Origin of the sequence: Caballeronia sp. ATUFL_M2_KS44 (assembly GCF_023630965.1) — a bacterium.
Classification (GTDB): domain Bacteria; phylum Pseudomonadota; class Gammaproteobacteria; order Burkholderiales; family Burkholderiaceae; genus Caballeronia; species Caballeronia concitans.
The window spans coordinates 1,121,828-1,138,462 of sequence record NZ_JALQEA010000006.1 but is presented as its reverse complement, the minus strand read 5'-3'; the positions used below and the strand labels follow the sequence as shown (position 1 = coordinate 1,138,462).

Genomic DNA, 16,635 nt, shown 5'->3' with positions numbered 1-16,635 from the left:
GACTTGGCGATCCATACGGACGGGCCAACTGCAGGCTATCCGCGCAACCGCGCGCCGTGTACTCGAGCCAGGCGATCCACCAGCGTTTTCATGGCCGTGTCGACCGTTTCGTCCTGTAGCGTGCCGCCAGTATCTTGCAACGTTACACGGAAGGCAAGACTTTTCTCATGCTCCCCCAAACCACCGGAAGTATTTGATTTTGGACGAAATTCGTCGAAAAGCGCAACCCTCGTGACGTACTTGCAGGCGGGCTCGGAACGGGCGTTTTCAAGCTCGTCGATGAGCGACTGCACCGGCACCGACTGGTCGACGACGATCGCGATATCGCGCCGCACCGGCGGGAATTTCGATACTTCCGACGGCACCGGCAGCGCGCGTTCCATCAACGCTTCCGCTTCGATTTCGAAGAGAATCGGCGCGTGCGGCAGGTCGTACTTCTGCAGCCAGCGCGGATGCAATTCCCCGATCCAGCCGACCGCGCGCCCCGCGACTTCGATGCGCGCGCTGCGTCCCGGATGCAGCGCCGGATGTTCCGCCTTCACGAAGCGCGGCACGACAGGCGCGAAGAGCGCTTCGATATCGCCCTTCACGTCGAAGAAATCGACGTTGCGCGATGCCGCGCCCCACTGCTCTTCGACCGCCGGGCCGTACGCGAGACCGCCGATCATCTTCGGCTGTGCGAAGCCTTCGACAGCCAGTTCGCCCGCCTTCACCGATGCATCGCGCAGGAACACGCGCCCCGCCTCGAACCCGCGCACGCGATCCGCGCGGCGATTCAGGTTGTGACGCAGCACTTCGATCAGGCTACCGAACAGGGTCGTGCGCATGACCGAGAGCTGGCTCGCGATCGGGTTGATCAGCTTCACCGGATTGTCGTTGCCGGCGAAGTCCTGCTCCCATTCGGCATCGACGAAACTGAAGTTGACCGTCTCGGAATAATCGCGCGCGGCGACCGCGTGACGCAGCACATGAATCGAGCGCTTCGTCTCGTTCGTGCGGCGCATCTCGCTCGCGGCGACCGGCGGGCGCGCCGGAATCTTCTCGAAGCCGTAGATGCGCGCGACTTCTTCGATCAGATCTTCCTCGATCTCAATATCGAAGCGATACGGCGGCGGCGTGACGCGGAAGGTGTCGCCGTCGCGCTCGAACGCGAGGTTCAGGCGCGTGAAAATCTGCGCGATCTCATCGGCGCCAATCTCCACGCCGATGATGCGATGCGCGCGCGCGACACGCATCGACACCGGACGACGCTCGGGCACGTTGAGAATCTGATCGTCGACCGGACCGGCCTCGCCGCCGCAGATGTCGAGGATCAATTGCGAGATGCGTTCGATATGCTCGACGGTCGTCGAATAGTCGACGCCGCGCTCGAAGCGATGCGCCGCATCGGTCGAGAAGTTGTACTTGCGCGCGCGGCCGCGGATCGCGTCCGGCCACCAGAACGCGGCTTCGAGATAGATGTTGGTCGTGTCGAGCGAAACGGCCGTGCTGTCGCCGCCCATGATGCCCGCGAGACTTTCGACATGGCGGTCATCCGCGATCACGCCGACGGTTTCATCGAGCTCGACGGTGTTGCCATTCAGCAGCTTGAGCGACTCGCCCTTCTTGCCCCAGCGCACTTCGATCGCGCCGTGAATCTTGTCGAGGTCGAATACGTGCGTCGGACGGCCGAGTTCGAGCATCACGTAATTGGAGATGTCGACGAGCGCGGAAATGCTGCGCTGGCCCGCGCGCTCGAGGCGCTCGACCATCCATTGCGGCGTCTTCGCGTGCGCGTTCACGCCGCGAATCACGCGGCCCGAGAAGCGGCCGCACAGGTCCGGCGCGAGCACCTTGACCGGCAGCTTTTCGCCGAGCGTCACCTTGACGGGCGACATCTCCAGCGCCTTCAGCGGCGCGCCGGTGATGGCGGCGGTCTCGCGCGCGACGCCGAACACCGAGAGGCAGTCTGCCTTGTTCGGCGTGAGCTTGATTTCGAAGACGGTGTCGTCGAGATTGAGCGCTTCGCGGATATCCTGGCCGACCTTCGCGTCGGCGGAAAGGATCAAGAGACCGCTGTGATCTTCCGACAGCTTCAGCTCGCGCGCCGAGCACAGCATGCCCTGACTATCGATGCCGCGCAGTTTCGTCGGCTTGATGGCGAACGGCTCGCCGCCCGCGTCAGTCGGCGGCAGCACGGCGCCGATCAGCGCGACCGGCACCTTGATGCCCGGCGACACATTCGGCGCGCCGCACACGATATTCAACTGCTCGCCCGTGCCGGCATCGACCTGGCAGACGTTGAGCTTGTCGGCGTTCGGATGCTTCGCCACTTCCAGCACTTGCCCGACGACGATCTTCGTGGTCGGCGGCGCGACCGGGCGCAGGTCTTCGACTTCGAGACCGGCCATGGTCAGCGCGTGGGCGAGCTCATCGGTGGAGAGCTTGGGATCGACGAAGCTGCGAAGCCAGGATTCGGGGAATTGCATGTGTGTCTACGTTCGAAATGTTTGGAGTCTCTCGTCCGGCTTCATTCGACGCCGAACGCCGCGGGCTGGGCGTCTTTAGGCGAACTGGCGCAGGAAACGCAGGTCGTTCTCGAAGAAGAGGCGCAGGTCCTGCACGCCGTAACGCAGCATGGTCAGACGCTCGAGGCCGCTGCCGAACGCAAAGCCGATATAGCGCTCCGGGTCGAGACCCATGTTGCGGATGACGGTCGGATGCACCTGGCCCGAACCGGAGATCTCCAGCCATTTGCCCGCGTTCTTGCCGTGTTCGAACATCATGTCGATCTCGGCCGACGGCTCCGTGAACGGGAAATACGACGGACGGAAGCGCACGAGAATGTCGTCGCGCTCGAAGAATTTCTTGAGGAAATCGGTGTAGACGCCCTTCAGGTCCGCAAAGCTGATGTTCTCTTCGATCCACAGGCCTTCGACCTGGTTGAACATCGGCGAATGGGTGGCGTCGCTGTCCACGCGGTACGTGCGGCCCGGCACGATCACCTTGATCGGCGGCTTGTTCATGCGCGCGTAGCGCACCTGCATCGGGCTCGTATGCGTGCGAAGCAGCAGCGGGCGCCCTTCGGCGTCCTTGCCGTCGACGTAGAAGGTGTCCTGCATCGAACGCGCCGGATGGTTCTCCGGGCTGTTCAGCGCAGTGAAGTTGTACCAGTCGGTCTCGATCTCGGGACCATCGGCGACATCGAAACCGATCGAGCCGAAAATCTGCTCGACGCGTTCCCACGTGCGCATCACCGGATGCAGCGTGCCGGCGCCCGCGCCGCGCCCGGGCAGCGTGACGTCGATGGCTTCCGCGGCGAGCCGCTGGTTCAGGAGCGCGTCGGCCAGCGCCTGACGGCGGGCGTTGAGCGCCGCTTCGACCTGCTGCTTCGCGACGTTGATGCGCGCGCCTTCGGTCTTCTTCGCGTCCGGATCGAGCTTGCCAAGGCCCTTCAGCAGTTCGGTCAGCGCGCCGGACTTGCCGAGAAAGCGGGCCTTCTCGTTTTCGAGCGTGGCGGCATCGGTGGCGTTTTCAAAGGCGCTTTTCGCGTCGGCGACAATCTGGTCCAGATCCATTGATCCCATCTTTTCAACGTCGAAGGTCTAACTGAATTACGGTTTTGCGCGTGCCCTGATGATTGCTCGCAAGTCATGCGCAAAACCGTCCGTCCAACGAAAACGGGGCTCGGTGAGAGCCCCGTTTTCTGCCTGAAGCGCCGCCGTCAACGACCCGGCGGCGAGAAGGCAAACCACGCAGTACTAATTTCGCAATTAGGCTGCAACGGCGGCTTTCACCTGCTTGACGATCGCAGCAAAAGCAGCCTTGTCGAACACAGCCATGTCAGCCAGCACCTTGCGGTCGAGTTCGATCGAAGCCTTCTTCAGGCCGTTGATGAACACGCTGTAGGTCATGTCGTGCTGACGCACCGCCGCGTTGATACGCGTGATCCACAGTGCGCGGAACACACGCTTCTTGTTGCGGCGATCGCGATAGGCGTACTGGCCTGCGCGCATGACCGCCTGCTTGGCGATGCGATAGACGTTATTGCGACGGCCGCGGTAACCCTTGGCCAGACGAATGATTTTCTTGTGACGGGCCCGTGCGGTAACCCCACGTTTTACTCGAGGCATGTTGCGCTCCTTGGAGTGTTAGTTGAGGTTAGGCGAACGGCAGCATTGCGCGGACGGAGTTCAGATCGGAATCATGAACGGCCGTGGCGCCACGCAGATGGCGTTTGTTCTTGGTGGTTTTCTTGGTAAGAATGTGGCGCTTGAACGCTTGACCGCGCTTGACGGTACCGCCCGGACGCACCACGAAGCGCTTTGCAGCGCTCTTCTTGGTCTTCATCTTCGGCATAACTACTCCAGTTTATTAGATGGTCATGGGTGTGCGGTTGATCTTTCCGTACTGGCCAAGACCGCTTTCCGCCCTTCGAAACCCACGCTCCACTTGTGGCGAACGGTTCGTGAGAACCGCCGCTTTTCATGAGCGGCGCCACCGAAATGACGCCGCCCTGAAACCATCGGCAATGCCGCGCCGGCCGCCCTGTTCCCGCTCAGGACGGCGCGCGATCCACTGCCTGACCTGCGCTTACTTGCCCTTCTTCTTGGGCGCCAGCACCATGATCATCTGACGACCTTCCATCTTCGGCATCTGCTCGACCTGGCCGACTTCATCCAGATCCGTCTTCAGACGTTCGAGCATGCGCATGCCGATTTCCTGGTGCGCCATTTCGCGACCGCGGAAACGCAACGTGATTTTCGTCTTGTCGCCGTCTTCGAGAAAGCGCGTGAGGTTGCGCAGCTTGACGTTGTAGTCACCGTCATCCGTGCCGGGGCGGAATTTGACTTCCTTCACCTGCACGATCTTCTGCTTGAGCTTCGCCTCGTGCTGCTTCTTCGCTTCCGAATACTTGAACTTGCCGTAATCCATCAAACGGCAGACAGGCGGCGAGGCCTGCGGCGCAATTTCGACGAGATCCACGTCGAGCTGTTCCGATTGACGGAACGCTTCGGCCAGTTTCACGATTCCGAGCGGCTCGTTGTCCACTCCGACCAAGCGCACTTCCGGTGCCGTAATTTCACCGTTGATGCGATGTGACGACTTATCAGTAGCGATGTTACGTTTCCTCTAAAAATGAAAAAACAAGCCGCGCTGCGAGTGACTTACTTGAACGCCCGCACTTCCTGCTGCAGACGTTCGAGGAATGCGTCGACCGGCATGACACCCAGATCGACACCGCCACGAGCACGCACGGCTACGGTTTGCGCCTCACGCTCCTTGTCCCCGACAACCAGCAAATACGGAACCTTTTGCAGCGTGTGCTCGCGTATTTTATAGCTAATCTTCTCGTTGCGCAAATCGCTCTCAACTCTAAGCCCTTGTTTTTGCAACGATTGGGCCAAAGAAGCAGCATATTCCGACTGACTTTCCGCAATATTGAGCACGACTGCCTGCACCGGCGCGAGCCAGGGCGGCATTGCACCGGCGTGGTGCTCGATCAGAATGCCGAGGAAGCGCTCCATCGAGCCGACGATTGCGCGGTGAAGCATGACCGGACGGCGGCGGCTGTTGTCTTCCGCCACGTACTCGGCGCCAAGGCGCTCCGGCAGCACCATGTCGAGCTGAAGCGTGCCGCATTGCCACGACCGGCCGAGCGCGTCCTTGATGTGATATTCGATCTTCGGGCCGTAGAACGCGCCTTCGCCCGCGAGCTCTTCCCACTCCAGTCCGCAAGCGGTCAGCGCTTCACGCAAGCCCTGCTCCGCGCGATCCCAGGTTTCGTCGGTGCCGGCGCGTTGCTCGGGCCGCAGCGACAGCTTGATGGCGATCTGATCGAAGCCGAAGTCCTTGTACACGCTCATCGCGAGCGTGTTGAACGCGATCGACTCCTGAATGAACTGGTCTTCGGTACAGAAGATGTGGGCGTCGTCCTGAACGAAACCGCGCACGCGCATGAGGCCGTGCAGCGCGCCCGACGGCTCGTTGCGATGGCACGAGCCGAACTCCGCGTAACGCAGCGGCAGGTCGCGATACGAACGCAGGCCGTGATTGAACACCTGCACGTGACCGGGGCAATTCATCGGCTTGATCGCGTAGTCGCGCTTTTCCGATTCGGTCGTGAACATGTTCTCACGATAGTTCTGCCAGTGGCCCGAGGCTTCCCACAACGAACGGTCCATGACCATCGGAGTCTTGATCTCCAGATAGCCGGCCTCGTTCACGCGGCGGCGCATGTATTGCTCGACCTGCTGCCACAGCGACCAGCCCTTCGGATGCCAGAACACCATGCCCGGCGCTTCGTCCTGCAAATGGAACAGGTCGAGCTGCTTGCCGAGCTTGCGGTGATCGCGCTTCTCGGCTTCTTCGAGCATGTGCAGATAGGCGTCCTGGTCTTCCTTCTTGGTCCAGGCGGTGCCGTAAATGCGCTGAAGCTGCTCGTTCTTCGAATCGCCGCGCCAGTACGCGCCCGCGACCTTCATCAGCTTGAAGACCTTCAGCTTGCCGGTGGACGGCACGTGCGGGCCGCGGCACAAATCGATGAAATTGCCGTGCGAGTACAGGCGGATTTCGTCGCTTTCGGGAATCGACTGGATGATTTCGGCCTTGTACGCCTCGCCGATGCTCTTGAAATACTCGACCGCCTCATCGCGCGACACGACCCGGCGCGCAACCGGCTCGTTCTTCTGCACCAGTTCCTGCATACGCTTCTCGATCTTTTCGAGATCTTCGGGCGTGAAGGGACGGTTGTACGAGAAATCGTAATAGAAGCCGTTGTCGATGACCGGACCGATGGTCACCTGCGCTTCAGGGAACAGGTCTTTGACCGCGTAGGCCAGAAGGTGCGCGGTGGAGTGACGAACGACATCGACGCCTTCCGGATCCTTGTCCGTGACGATGGCGAGCGACGAATCGCGGTCGATGAGATAGGAGGTATCGACGAGTTCGCCATTGAGCTTGCCGGCGAGCGCCGCCTTGGCCAAGCCCGCCCCGATCGATGCCGCGACTTCCGCGACGGTCACCGGGTGGTCGTATTGGCGGACCGACCCATCAGGCAAACGTACCGAAACCATTTCGTTCTCCAAGACGCCGGCAGAGGCCTGGCGAGTTCGACTAAGCACTGCCCCGCGATATCGTCGATAGAAACGAAGGGCAAAAAAAATGCGGCCCCGCTATCGAGGGGCCGCATTCACTTTTCACACATACCGCAATAAAAAAGGCAGAAGGCGAAAGAGGTCCTCGACTAGCGTCGCTCCGAATTTGTTTCGGTCAACGTTCGAAGTGCCATTTCGCTGTTCGCCTTTAGCGCCAAAGCGCTTTTGCGGAGTGAAACTTCGTGAACCGGGATTCGCCGAAGTTTCGTTTTCGTTGGTAGGCTCGATTGGACTCGAACCAACGACCCCCACCATGTCAAGGTGGTGCTCTAACCAGCTGAGCTACGAGCCTGAAAGAAGTGAGATTATATGGAGCTTTTCGAATCTTGGCAAGTGTTCTGAGCAATCAAACGAAAAAGATTCGCTGATCCATTCACTTTCTCGCGAAAAGCCGTTCATGCGCGCCGCGAAGCGCGAATCACGCCCTGCACTTCCGCCAGCAACGTGCAGGCACGTTGAATCTGCGCCGAATTCGACACCTCGACCGTGAACTGCATATACGCGATATTCCGCCGGCTCTGGTTCTTCACGCCGACCACGTTGATCTTTTCGCGCGCGAACACTTCGGAGATGTCGCGCAAGAGGCCTTGCCGATCCGCCGATTCGACCGAAAGATCGACCGGATACACCGACGATCCGCGCCCGTTCATCACTTCGGCGGACCATGTCGTGTGCAGCACGCGTTCGGGCGAACGCTGCGCCATGCGCTGGAACGTCGTGCAGTCCGTTCGATGAATCGACATGCCCTTGCCGCGCGTGACGAAGCCCGCAATCGGGTCGGGCGGCGCGGGGCGGCAACAGCGTGCGAGTTGCGTCAGCAACGCATCGACGCCGACGACCAGCACGCCCGTCGATGCGCCCTGCGCCACGCTCTGCCCGCTGCTGCGCTTTTCGAATTGCGCGGGCGCTTCGGGTTCGGGCGCAGGCGGCGGCGCTTCCGAGAGCGCGTGCTCGATATTGCGCACGCTGAACTCGTCCTTCGCGACGACGGCGTACAGATCCTCCGGCGCCTTGAAGCCGAGCTTGGCCGCGAGCTGATCCAAATTGACGGACGTCTTGCCTTCCCGCTGCAGCGTCTTTTCGACGATCGCCCGGCCCTGCGCGACGTTCTCGGCCGCATCGACCGCGTTGAACCACGCGCGCACCTTCTGCCGCGCGCGCGGACTATGCATATAGCCGAGTTGCGGATTGAGCCAATCGCGCGACGGCCCGCCCTCCTTCACCGCGACGATCTCGACCGTCTGCCCGTTCTGCAGCGGCGTATTGAGCGGGACCATCGCGCCGTCGACACGTGCGCCCCGGCAGCGATGCCCCAGCTCGCTATGCAGGTGATACGCGAAATCCACCGCGGTCGCGCCCTGCGGCAACGCGATCACGCGCGCCTGCGGCGTCAGCACGTAGATGTGGTCGTCGTCGAGCGTGGCGTCGCGCAAATGCTGCCAGCCCGGCGGCTCGCCCTCGACGTCGTCTTTCCACGCGAGAAGCTGGCGCAGCCACGCAATTTTCTCGTCGTATTTCTCGTTCGCCGTGACCTGGCCCGCATACCCGCGCGCGCCCGCTTCCTTGTAACGCCAGTGCGCAGCCACGCCGTATTCGGCGAACTGATGCATTTCCTGCGTGCGAATCTGGACTTCGAAGGCACGGCCATCGTCGCCGACGACGACCGTATGCAGCGACTTGTAGCCGTTCGGCTTGGGCCGCGAGATGTAGTCGTCGAATTCGCGCGGCACCGGCTGCCACAGGTTATGCACGATGCCGAGCACCGTGTAGCAATCCTTGATGTCCCCGACGATCACCCGGAACGCGCGCACGTCGTTCAGCTCGGAGAAATCCAGATGCTTGCCGCGCATCTTCTTCCAGATGCTGTAGATGTGCTTGGGCCGGCCGCTCACTTCGGCCTTGATGTGCGCGGTGTCGAGTTCCTTCTGCAGCCGCGCGATGGCCTCGGTCACATACGATTCCCGCTCGACGCGCTTCTCGTCGAGCAGCTTCGCGATGCGCTTGTACGTGGCGGGATCCTCGAAGCGGAACGACAGGTCCTCGAGTTCCCACTTGAGTTGCCAGATGCCGAGACGATTGGCGAGCGGCGCGTAGATTTCGAGCGTCTCGCGCGGCACGTCGGGCGACGGCTCGATCTTGTGCGCGGCGTGATACCGCAACGTCTGCAAACGCGACGCGAGGCGAATGAGCACGACGCGAATATCCTGCGCGAACGCGAGCAGCATCTTGCGCAGCGCCTCGACCTGCGCGCGCCGCGCTGCCTGCGCATCGCGCGTGTTCTCCGGCAAGGCGGCAAGGGTCGCGCGCGAACTGACCGAGCCTAAGCGCAAGAGCTTGCGCACATCGCCGACGAGCCGCTGCACTTCCGGCCCGAAGCGCTCGCCGATGGTCTTGTCGGGATCGTCGAGATGCGGCGCGAGCACGAACAACGCGGCGGCGGCGACCGCGTGCGGATCGACGTTGAGCGTCTGCATGATGCGCGCGGTGCCGGCGGCGTGGTCCGCCAGCAATTCGCCCGTCGAGACCCGCGCGTCCTTCGCGTGCTCGCGCACGAACGCGAGCGCGTCGTCGATGGACGGCTCCGGCAGCGTTTCGGCGGGGACGGCGGTCTCGGTCATGCGGATAAAGCCAACTGCTATCGGTTCAACGGCGACTTAGCTGCGCTGCGCGGCCACGACGACGACTTCGACGAGGCAATCGGGATTGGCAAGCTTCGCTTCGACCGTGGCGCGCGGCGGCGTGTTGCCCGGCGCGACCCACGCGTCCCACACCGCGTTCATGCCGGCGAAGTGGACCATGTCCGACACGTAGATCTGCACGGACAGCAGATGCGACTTGTCGCTGTTCGCTTCTTCCAGCAAACGGTCGATGTGTCCCAGCACTTCACGCGTCTGACCCGTGATGTCCTGATTCGTGTCCTCGGCGATTTGCCCGGCGAGATACACCGTGCCGTTGTGAATCGCGATCTCGGAAAGCCGTGCGCCGACGTGATGACGAGTGACTGCCATGTGTATATCGATCCTTTTAAAGGGTGCAAAACGGGATAGAGCGTCAGGCGCTCAGCCCAATATTATGCCCCGCTGACATTCTTTTCGAGAAAGAACGCCCGCGCGACGGCGATCTGGTCGTCCGCGAGAAACGCCGGCGCGTGGCCCGCGCCGGGCACTTCCACGCTCGATACGGCCTGCCCCGTCTCGACCATCTTTCGCACCGTCTCGCGCGACAGCAGGTCCGAATGCTCGCCGCGCACGACGAGCACCGGCGTCGCGATGGACGCGATCGAGCGCCACATGAAGGCCTCGCCCGCCGCGTTCTGCTCCTCCGTGCTCGCGGAAAACGGCGCGGCGATGCCGGGGTCGTAGCGGAAAGTCCACGCGCCGTCGCGCTCGTGCAAAAGCGGCGTGTTGATGCTCGCCCATTCGTCGTCGGTGAGCGGGCCGAACGATGCCGCGAGCGCCGCCGCATGCCGCACGCCTTCATCGAGCGATGCGAAACGCGCCGGCTTGCCGAGGTAGCTGCGAATGCGTTCGAGCGCAACCGGCTCGATATGCGGACCGACATCGTTGAGCAGCATCTTGCGGATCGGCGTATTCGGCAGGCCGCCCAGCGCCATGCCGATGAGCCCGCCCATCGACGTGCCGAACCAGTCGACCGTTTCCACGTTCAGGCGCGCGATCAGCGTGACCATGTCCGCCACGTACTGCGCGACGCCGTAGTAGCGCGAATCCGCGAGCCAGTCCGACAGCCCGCGCCCGGCGACGTCCGGACACACCACGCGATATTCGCTCGCGAACGCTCTCGCGACGGCATCGAAGTCGCGCCCCGAACGCGTCAGCCCATGCACGCACAGCAGCACGCGCGGATTGGCCGGATCGCCCCATTCGGTGTAGGCCACGCGATGCAGTCCCGCCGGGCTCGCGCATTGCACGAAGCGCTGGCGCGGCTCGTCGAGCTTATAAGGCGATGCTTCGGCAACGATGGATGCGCTCATGAGGTTTCCTCGTGGAAGGTGTCGGGACGATTGTAAAGCGCCCGGCGCGAAGCCGGCCGTACGTTAGCCGAACGGACGATGCTTCACGATTCAGAAGCACGCCGGAAGCGCGCCAAAAGCAAAGCGGGCGAAGCCTCTCAGCCTCGCCCGCTTCATTCGCTTCCTGACCGCAGCCGTGTCAGCTCACGCTACTGACATCGAGCGGCGCGCCCGTCTTGCGCTGAATTTCGTCGACGGTCACGCCATCGGCCAGTTCGACGAGCTTCAGCCCGTTCTCGGTGACGTCGATCACGCCGAGGTCCGTGATGATGCGATCCACGACGCCCACGCCCGTCAGCGGCAGCGTGCATTCTTCGAGAATCTTGTGCTGGTCGCCCTTGGCGACGTGCTCCATCAGCACGACGACGCGCTTCACGCCCGCGACGAGGTCCATCGCGCCGCCCATGCCCTTGATCATCTTGCCGGGGATCATCCAGTTGGCGAGATCGCCCGTCTTGCTGATCTGCATCGCGCCGAGGATTGCCAGGTTGATGTGGCCGCCGCGGATCATCGCGAACGAATCCGCCGACGAAAAGATCGACGAGCCCGGCAGCGTCGTCACCGTCTGCTTGCCGGCGTTGATGAGATCGGCGTCGACTTCGTCTTCGTACGGCGACGGCCCGATGCCGAGCAGCCCGTTTTCCGACTGCAGCCACACTTCGACGCCCGCCGGCACGTGATTGGCGACGAGCGTCGGCAAGCCGATGCCCAGGTTCACATAGAAGCCGTCCTGCAGTTCCTTCGCCGCGCGCGCGGCCATCTGGTCACGATTCCAAGCCATGGTCATTCTCCTTTCGCGCGGACGATGCGTTGTTCGATGCGCTTTTCCGGATGCGCATTCAGGACGAGCCGTTGCACGAAAATGCCCGGCGTGTGGATCGCGTCCGGATCGAGTTCGCCGACTTCGACGATCTCCTCCACTTCCGCGACCGTGATCTTGCCGGCCATCGCGCACATCGGATTGAAGTTGCGCGCCGTGCGGCGATAGATGAGATTGCCTGACTTGTCGGCCTTCCATGCCTTCACGAGCCCGACATCCGCCGTCAGCGAATGCTCCAGCACGTAATGGTTCTCGCCGAACTGACGCGTTTCCTTGCCTTCCGCGATCACGGTGCCGTAGCCCGTGTTCGTGAAGAACGCCGGAATGCCCGCGCCGCCCGCGCGCAGCTTTTCGGCCAGCGTGCCCTGCGGCGTGAATTCGAGTTCGAGTTCGCCGGCGAGATACTGCCGCTCGAATTCCTTGTTTTCGCCCACATACGACGAAATCATCTTCTTGACCTGCCGCGTCTCCAGCAAGAGACCGAGCCCGAAGCCATCGACACCCGCGTTGTTGCTGATGCAGGTGATGTCCTTCACGCCCGAATCGCGCAGCGCGGCGATGAGCGCTTCGGGAATGCCGCACAACCCGAATCCGCCGACGGCGAACGTCTGCCCGTCCTTGACGATGTCATCGAGCGCCTCTTTCGCGCTGGGATAGACCTTGTTCATCTGTTCGTCCCTTCCATGTGTGAATCCGACTGAAAACCGGTTTTTTGCCGCCGTGCGAATGTGCTCCGGCGGCGCTTCGAATGGCGAAAAGAGTACGCTGCGCGGTCGATCCGGCACAATACGCAAAAATACATAAGTCATTGCCCGCGCCGGTTGGTTCCTGAAGCCGCCGTGCGCCCCATAACCCATGCGTGCACTGGATTACCAAACCGCGTTTCACCTTGCGCCCGTCGGGCTCGTGCTTTCGCGCGAGCGCATCGTCGAAGATTGCAACGAGCAGCTCTGCGCGATCTTCGGCTTCGAGCGCGAGACGCTCATCGGCAAATCGTTCGAAGTGCTGTACCCGACGCCCGACGAATTCGCGCGGATCGGCGAGCGCATTGCCGCGCACATCACGAATCGCGGCACGTATAGCGACGACCGCATCATGAAGCGTTCGAACGGCGAGCTGTTCTGGTGCCACGTGACCGGCCGCGCGCTGGACCGGGCCGCGCCGCATGCAGCGGGCGTGTGGACGTTCGAGGATTTGAGCGCGACGCGGCGCGTCGCCATCGAATTGACGCCGCGCGAGCGGGAAATCGCCGCGCAACTCGTGACGGGCAAGACCAGCAAGCAGATCGGCCGCGTGCTCGAGATCAGCCCGCGCACCGTCGATATCTACCGCGCGCGCCTCATGCGCAAATACGACACGGGCAACGCGACGGAACTGCTGCAGCGGCTGCTTGGAAACTGAGCACGCTGCCGCGCACGTTTACTGGACGACGGGCGCCACCGTCTCGATCGTGTGACGCAGCAAATCCGGAATCGGCACGGATTTGCCCGCCGCGTAATCGATCCACACGATCTTCGCCGCGCCTCTCGCGTAGAGCACGCCGGGCGCGTCCGCGCGATACAGTTCGAAGCGCGTGTCGAAGCTGCTGCGCCCCGGCTTGCCGACCGACATGCGCGCGATCACGTCGCCGGGATAGTGCAGTTGCTTCAGAAATTCCATCGACGCATTGACGATCACCGGCCCTTGCCCCTCGCCGTTGCCGCCCGCGATGCCGAGCCGCTCGAACCACGAAATCCGCACCTGCTCCATGTAGCGGAAATAGACCGTGTTGTTGACGTGGCCGAAGGCGTCCATGTCGCCCCAGCGAATGGGCATGGACATTTCGAATACGGGATGAAAGCCGGTTTCGTCGCCGGCGTGGGTGTTCGTGTTGCTCATTACCTTGCTTGTTTCCTGTGTCGAATGAAGGCGTCGCGTGCAGGCCGGTTCACATGCCGCCCGGCACGCGCGCCCCGGCGATCAAAGCGAGAATCCGTCGTCCGCCGAAATCACCGACCCGTTCATGAACTGCGATTCGTCCGCCGCGAGCAGCAGCAAGAGTCCGTCCAAGTCCTCGGGCGAACCGACGCGCCGTCGCGGCAGCATCGAAACGAGCCGCTGGCCCTGCTCGGTCTTCCAGTGATGATGGTTGATTTCGGTATCGATATAACCCGGGCAGATCGCGTTGACGTTGATGCCGTGGCGGCCCCATTCGAGCGCCATCGCCTTCGTCATCTGAACGACGGCGGCCTTGCTCATCGAATAGAGACCGATCTGCGGAAACGCGCGCAACCCCGCCACCGATGCCACGTTGATGATCCGGTAAGCCGGCTTGGCCGCGCCGTTGCCGCGCATGATCATGCGCTTGGCCACTTCCTGCGCGACGAAAAACGCGCCGCGCACGTTCGTGCCGAAGACGAATTCGAAGTCGGCGGGCGTGGCGTCGGTCAGCTTCTGCGTGGTCGAAACGCCCGAATTATTGACGAGAATGTCGATGGTACCGGCTTCCGTCTCGGCGTGCGCAACCGCCGACTTCACGCTCTGGTAGTCCGTCACGTCGAGCGCGACGACATGCGCCGCGCCGCCCGACGCCTCGATTTCCGCGCGCAGCTCCTTCAACCGCTCGGTGCGGCGGCTGGCGAGCACCACCTTCGCCCCCGCCTGCGAGAGCACCTGCGCGAAACGCTTTCCAAGTCCACTGGACGCGCCGGTAATCAGCGCGACCTTGCCTTCCAGGTTGATCGAACGGCCCATTGTGCTTCCTTGTTGTACGGTTGGTTCTGCCTTGGCGAATGCGTCGTCATGGCGATGCACGCCGGTTCCGCACATGGCGCATCTGCCCATCACACGGCATCACGGGAAATAGTACGATCGCTCCAATTTATTGGGCTTTGGTTGCAGCCCGCCGGACGTTCGCTGACAATACGCGATCTTAAAAGGCCATTCTAACGGTAGAGAGGAGCATTGATGACCCCGGCGAGCCTTATCGAGCAATACGGTCCCCGCGAATCGATGGAATACGACGTCGTGATCGTCGGCGGCGGGCCAGCCGGCTTGTCGGCGGCGATTCGCCTGAAGCAGCTGGCCGAGGAACGCGGCGTGGAAATCGGCGTCTGCGTGCTGGAGAAAGGCTCGGAGATCGGCGCTCACATTCTGTCCGGCGCCGTCATGGACCCGCGCGGTCTCTCCGAACTGATTCCCGACTGGAAGGAAAAAGGCGCGCCGCTCGACGTCGAAGTGACCGAAGACCGCTTCCTCTTTCTCTCGCCGACCGGCGCGAAGCAGGTGCCGAACTGGCTCCTTCCCGACAATTTCAAGAATCACGGCAACTACGTCATCAGCCTCGGCAACGTCACGCGCTGGCTGGGACAACAGGCGGAAGCGCTCGGCGTCGAGATTTTCCCCGGCTTTCCGGCCGCCGAAGTGCTGTACGGCGACGATGGCGCGGTGAAAGGCGTCATCACCGGGAACATGGGCGTCGGCAAGGACGGCGAGCCGACCGAAAACTTCCAGCTCGGCATGGAGCTGCACGCGAAGTACACCCTCTTCTGCGAAGGCGCGCGCGGCCATCTCGGCCGTCAGCTGATGGAGAAGTACAAGCTGAATCAGAACGCCGATCCGCAGGTGTACGGCATCGGCATCAAGGAATTGTGGGAAATCGATCCGGTCAAGCACAAGCCGGGACTCGTGATCCACACGGCCGGCTGGCCGCTCGAACCCGACACCTACGGCGGCTCGTTCCTCTATCACATGGACAACAACCAGGTGGTGGTCGGCTTCGTCGTCGGACTCGGGTATTCGAATCCGTATCTGTCGCCGTTCGAGGAATTCCAGCGCTACAAGACGCATCCGTCGATCCGCGCATTCCTCGAAGGCGGCAAGCGCATTTCCTACGGCGCGCGCGCGATCACGGCGGGCGGACTGATGTCGCTGCCGAAACTGGTGTTCCCGGGCGGCGCGCTCGCGGGCGACGACGCGGGTTTCCTGAACGCGTCGCGCATCAAGGGCAGTCACGGCGCGATCAAGTCCGGCAAGATGGCCGCCGAAGCCGCGTTCGAAGCGGTCCAGGCCGGCCGCCAGGGCGACGAACTGACGGCTTTTCCGGAAGCCTTCGACAGTTCCTGGCTCAAGACCGAGCTTTATCGCGCGCGCAATTTCAAGCAGTGGATGAGCAAGGGCCTGTATCTCGGCACGTTCATGGTCGGCCTGGAGCAGAAGGTGATGGGCGGCAACGTGCCGTGGACGCTGCATCATCAGCATCGCGATCATGAGATGCTGCGGCCCGCGTCGCAGTGCAAGCCGATTGTCTATCCGAAGCCGGACGGCAAGCTCACGTTCGACCGTCTCTCGTCCGTGTTCATCTCGAACACGAATCACGAGGAGAATCAGCCGGCGCATCTGACGCTGATAGATCCGAGCGTGCCGGTCAACGTCAATTTGCGCACCTACGCCGGGCCGGAAGCGCGCTACTGCCCCGCCGCGGTCTACGAGTTCGTGAAAGCGGACGACGGCGGCGAGCGCCTGCAGATCAACGCGCAGAACTGCGTCCACTGCAAGACGTGCGACATCAAGGACCCGACGCAAAACATCGTGTGGGTGACGCCGGAAGGCGGCGGCGGGCCGAACTACCCGAACATGTAACGCGCGCGGTAAACGACGAAGGGCGCCGG

15 protein-coding genes and 1 tRNA gene are annotated in these 16,635 nt (G+C 62.5%); 2 read left to right on the top strand and 14 right to left on the bottom strand.

The features are described from left to right. Positions 1-35: 35 nt before the first annotated feature. The 12 genes from pheT to NCR39_RS05295 form a co-directional block, all read right to left on the bottom strand. Positions 36-2,468 carry a phenylalanine--tRNA ligase subunit beta gene (gene pheT, locus NCR39_RS05350; RefSeq protein WP_250451137.1) on the bottom strand — a complete coding sequence of 811 codons (2,433 nt, stop codon included), beginning with the start codon at positions 2,466-2,468 and terminating at the stop codon, positions 36-38. A gap of 75 nt (positions 2,469-2,543) precedes the next feature. Beyond that, complete coding sequence (gene pheS / locus NCR39_RS05345) at positions 2,544-3,557, bottom strand: phenylalanine--tRNA ligase subunit alpha (protein WP_250451136.1); 1,014 nt, start codon at positions 3,555-3,557, stop codon at positions 2,544-2,546. Positions 3,558-3,752: 195 nt separating this feature from the next. Beyond that, on the bottom strand, positions 3,753-4,112 hold the full coding sequence (gene rplT / locus NCR39_RS05340; RefSeq protein WP_008350196.1) for a 50S ribosomal protein L20: 360 nt from the start codon (positions 4,110-4,112) through the stop codon (positions 3,753-3,755). Positions 4,113-4,140: 28 nt separating this feature from the next. Continuing rightward, on the bottom strand, positions 4,141-4,338 hold the full coding sequence (gene rpmI / locus NCR39_RS05335; protein WP_004191477.1) for a 50S ribosomal protein L35: 198 nt from the start codon (positions 4,336-4,338) through the stop codon (positions 4,141-4,143). A 234-nt stretch (positions 4,339-4,572) separates the two neighbouring features. Then, a complete protein-coding gene (gene infC / locus NCR39_RS05330; RefSeq protein ID WP_084592761.1) occupies positions 4,573-5,100 on the bottom strand; it encodes a translation initiation factor IF-3 in 528 nt (175 codons plus the stop codon). 47 nt (positions 5,101-5,147) lie between these two features. Continuing rightward, positions 5,148-7,055 carry a threonine--tRNA ligase gene (thrS, locus tag NCR39_RS05325; RefSeq protein ID WP_250451135.1) on the bottom strand — a complete coding sequence of 636 codons (1,908 nt, stop codon included), beginning with the start codon at positions 7,053-7,055 and terminating at the stop codon, positions 5,148-5,150. A 296-nt stretch (positions 7,056-7,351) separates the two neighbouring features. Then, positions 7,352-7,428, bottom strand: a tRNA-Val gene (locus tag NCR39_RS05320). 103 nt (positions 7,429-7,531) lie between these two features. Next, on the bottom strand, positions 7,532-9,754 hold the full coding sequence (locus tag NCR39_RS05315; RefSeq protein WP_250451134.1) for a RelA/SpoT family protein: 2,223 nt from the start codon (positions 9,752-9,754) through the stop codon (positions 7,532-7,534). A gap of 36 nt (positions 9,755-9,790) precedes the next feature. Then, a complete protein-coding gene (locus NCR39_RS05310; RefSeq protein WP_035967012.1) occupies positions 9,791-10,144 on the bottom strand; it encodes a RidA family protein in 354 nt (117 codons plus the stop codon). A 62-nt stretch (positions 10,145-10,206) separates the two neighbouring features. Continuing rightward, the gene (locus NCR39_RS05305; protein ID WP_250451133.1) at positions 10,207-11,127 is read right to left on the bottom strand and encodes an alpha/beta fold hydrolase; all 921 of its coding nucleotides are present in this window, start codon (positions 11,125-11,127) and stop codon (positions 10,207-10,209) included. A gap of 178 nt (positions 11,128-11,305) precedes the next feature. Beyond that, a complete protein-coding gene (locus NCR39_RS05300; RefSeq protein ID WP_250451132.1) occupies positions 11,306-11,947 on the bottom strand; it encodes a CoA transferase subunit B in 642 nt (213 codons plus the stop codon). Positions 11,948-11,949: 2 nt separating this feature from the next. Then, positions 11,950-12,654 carry a CoA transferase subunit A gene (locus NCR39_RS05295; protein WP_250451131.1) on the bottom strand — a complete coding sequence of 235 codons (705 nt, stop codon included), beginning with the start codon at positions 12,652-12,654 and terminating at the stop codon, positions 11,950-11,952. Positions 12,655-12,841: 187 nt separating this feature from the next. Here NCR39_RS05295 and NCR39_RS05290 point away from each other — a divergent pair, with 187 nt between their 5' ends. Next, positions 12,842-13,387 carry a LuxR C-terminal-related transcriptional regulator gene (locus NCR39_RS05290; RefSeq protein ID WP_250451130.1) on the top strand — a complete coding sequence of 182 codons (546 nt, stop codon included), beginning with the start codon at positions 12,842-12,844 and terminating at the stop codon, positions 13,385-13,387. 18 nt (positions 13,388-13,405) lie between these two features. Here NCR39_RS05290 and NCR39_RS05285 read toward each other — a convergent pair whose 3' ends face one another. After that, positions 13,406-13,864, bottom strand: a complete 459-nt coding sequence (locus NCR39_RS05285; protein WP_250451129.1) for an acyl-CoA thioesterase — start codon at positions 13,862-13,864, stop codon at positions 13,406-13,408. Positions 13,865-13,945: 81 nt separating this feature from the next. After that, positions 13,946-14,719 carry an SDR family oxidoreductase gene (locus NCR39_RS05280; protein WP_035967020.1) on the bottom strand — a complete coding sequence of 258 codons (774 nt, stop codon included), beginning with the start codon at positions 14,717-14,719 and terminating at the stop codon, positions 13,946-13,948. Between the two features lie 213 nt (positions 14,720-14,932). Here NCR39_RS05280 and NCR39_RS05275 point away from each other — a divergent pair, with 213 nt between their 5' ends. Next, complete coding sequence (locus NCR39_RS05275) at positions 14,933-16,606, top strand: electron transfer flavoprotein-ubiquinone oxidoreductase (RefSeq protein WP_250451127.1); 1,674 nt, start codon at positions 14,933-14,935, stop codon at positions 16,604-16,606. The last annotated feature ends 29 nt before the right edge of the window (positions 16,607-16,635 follow it).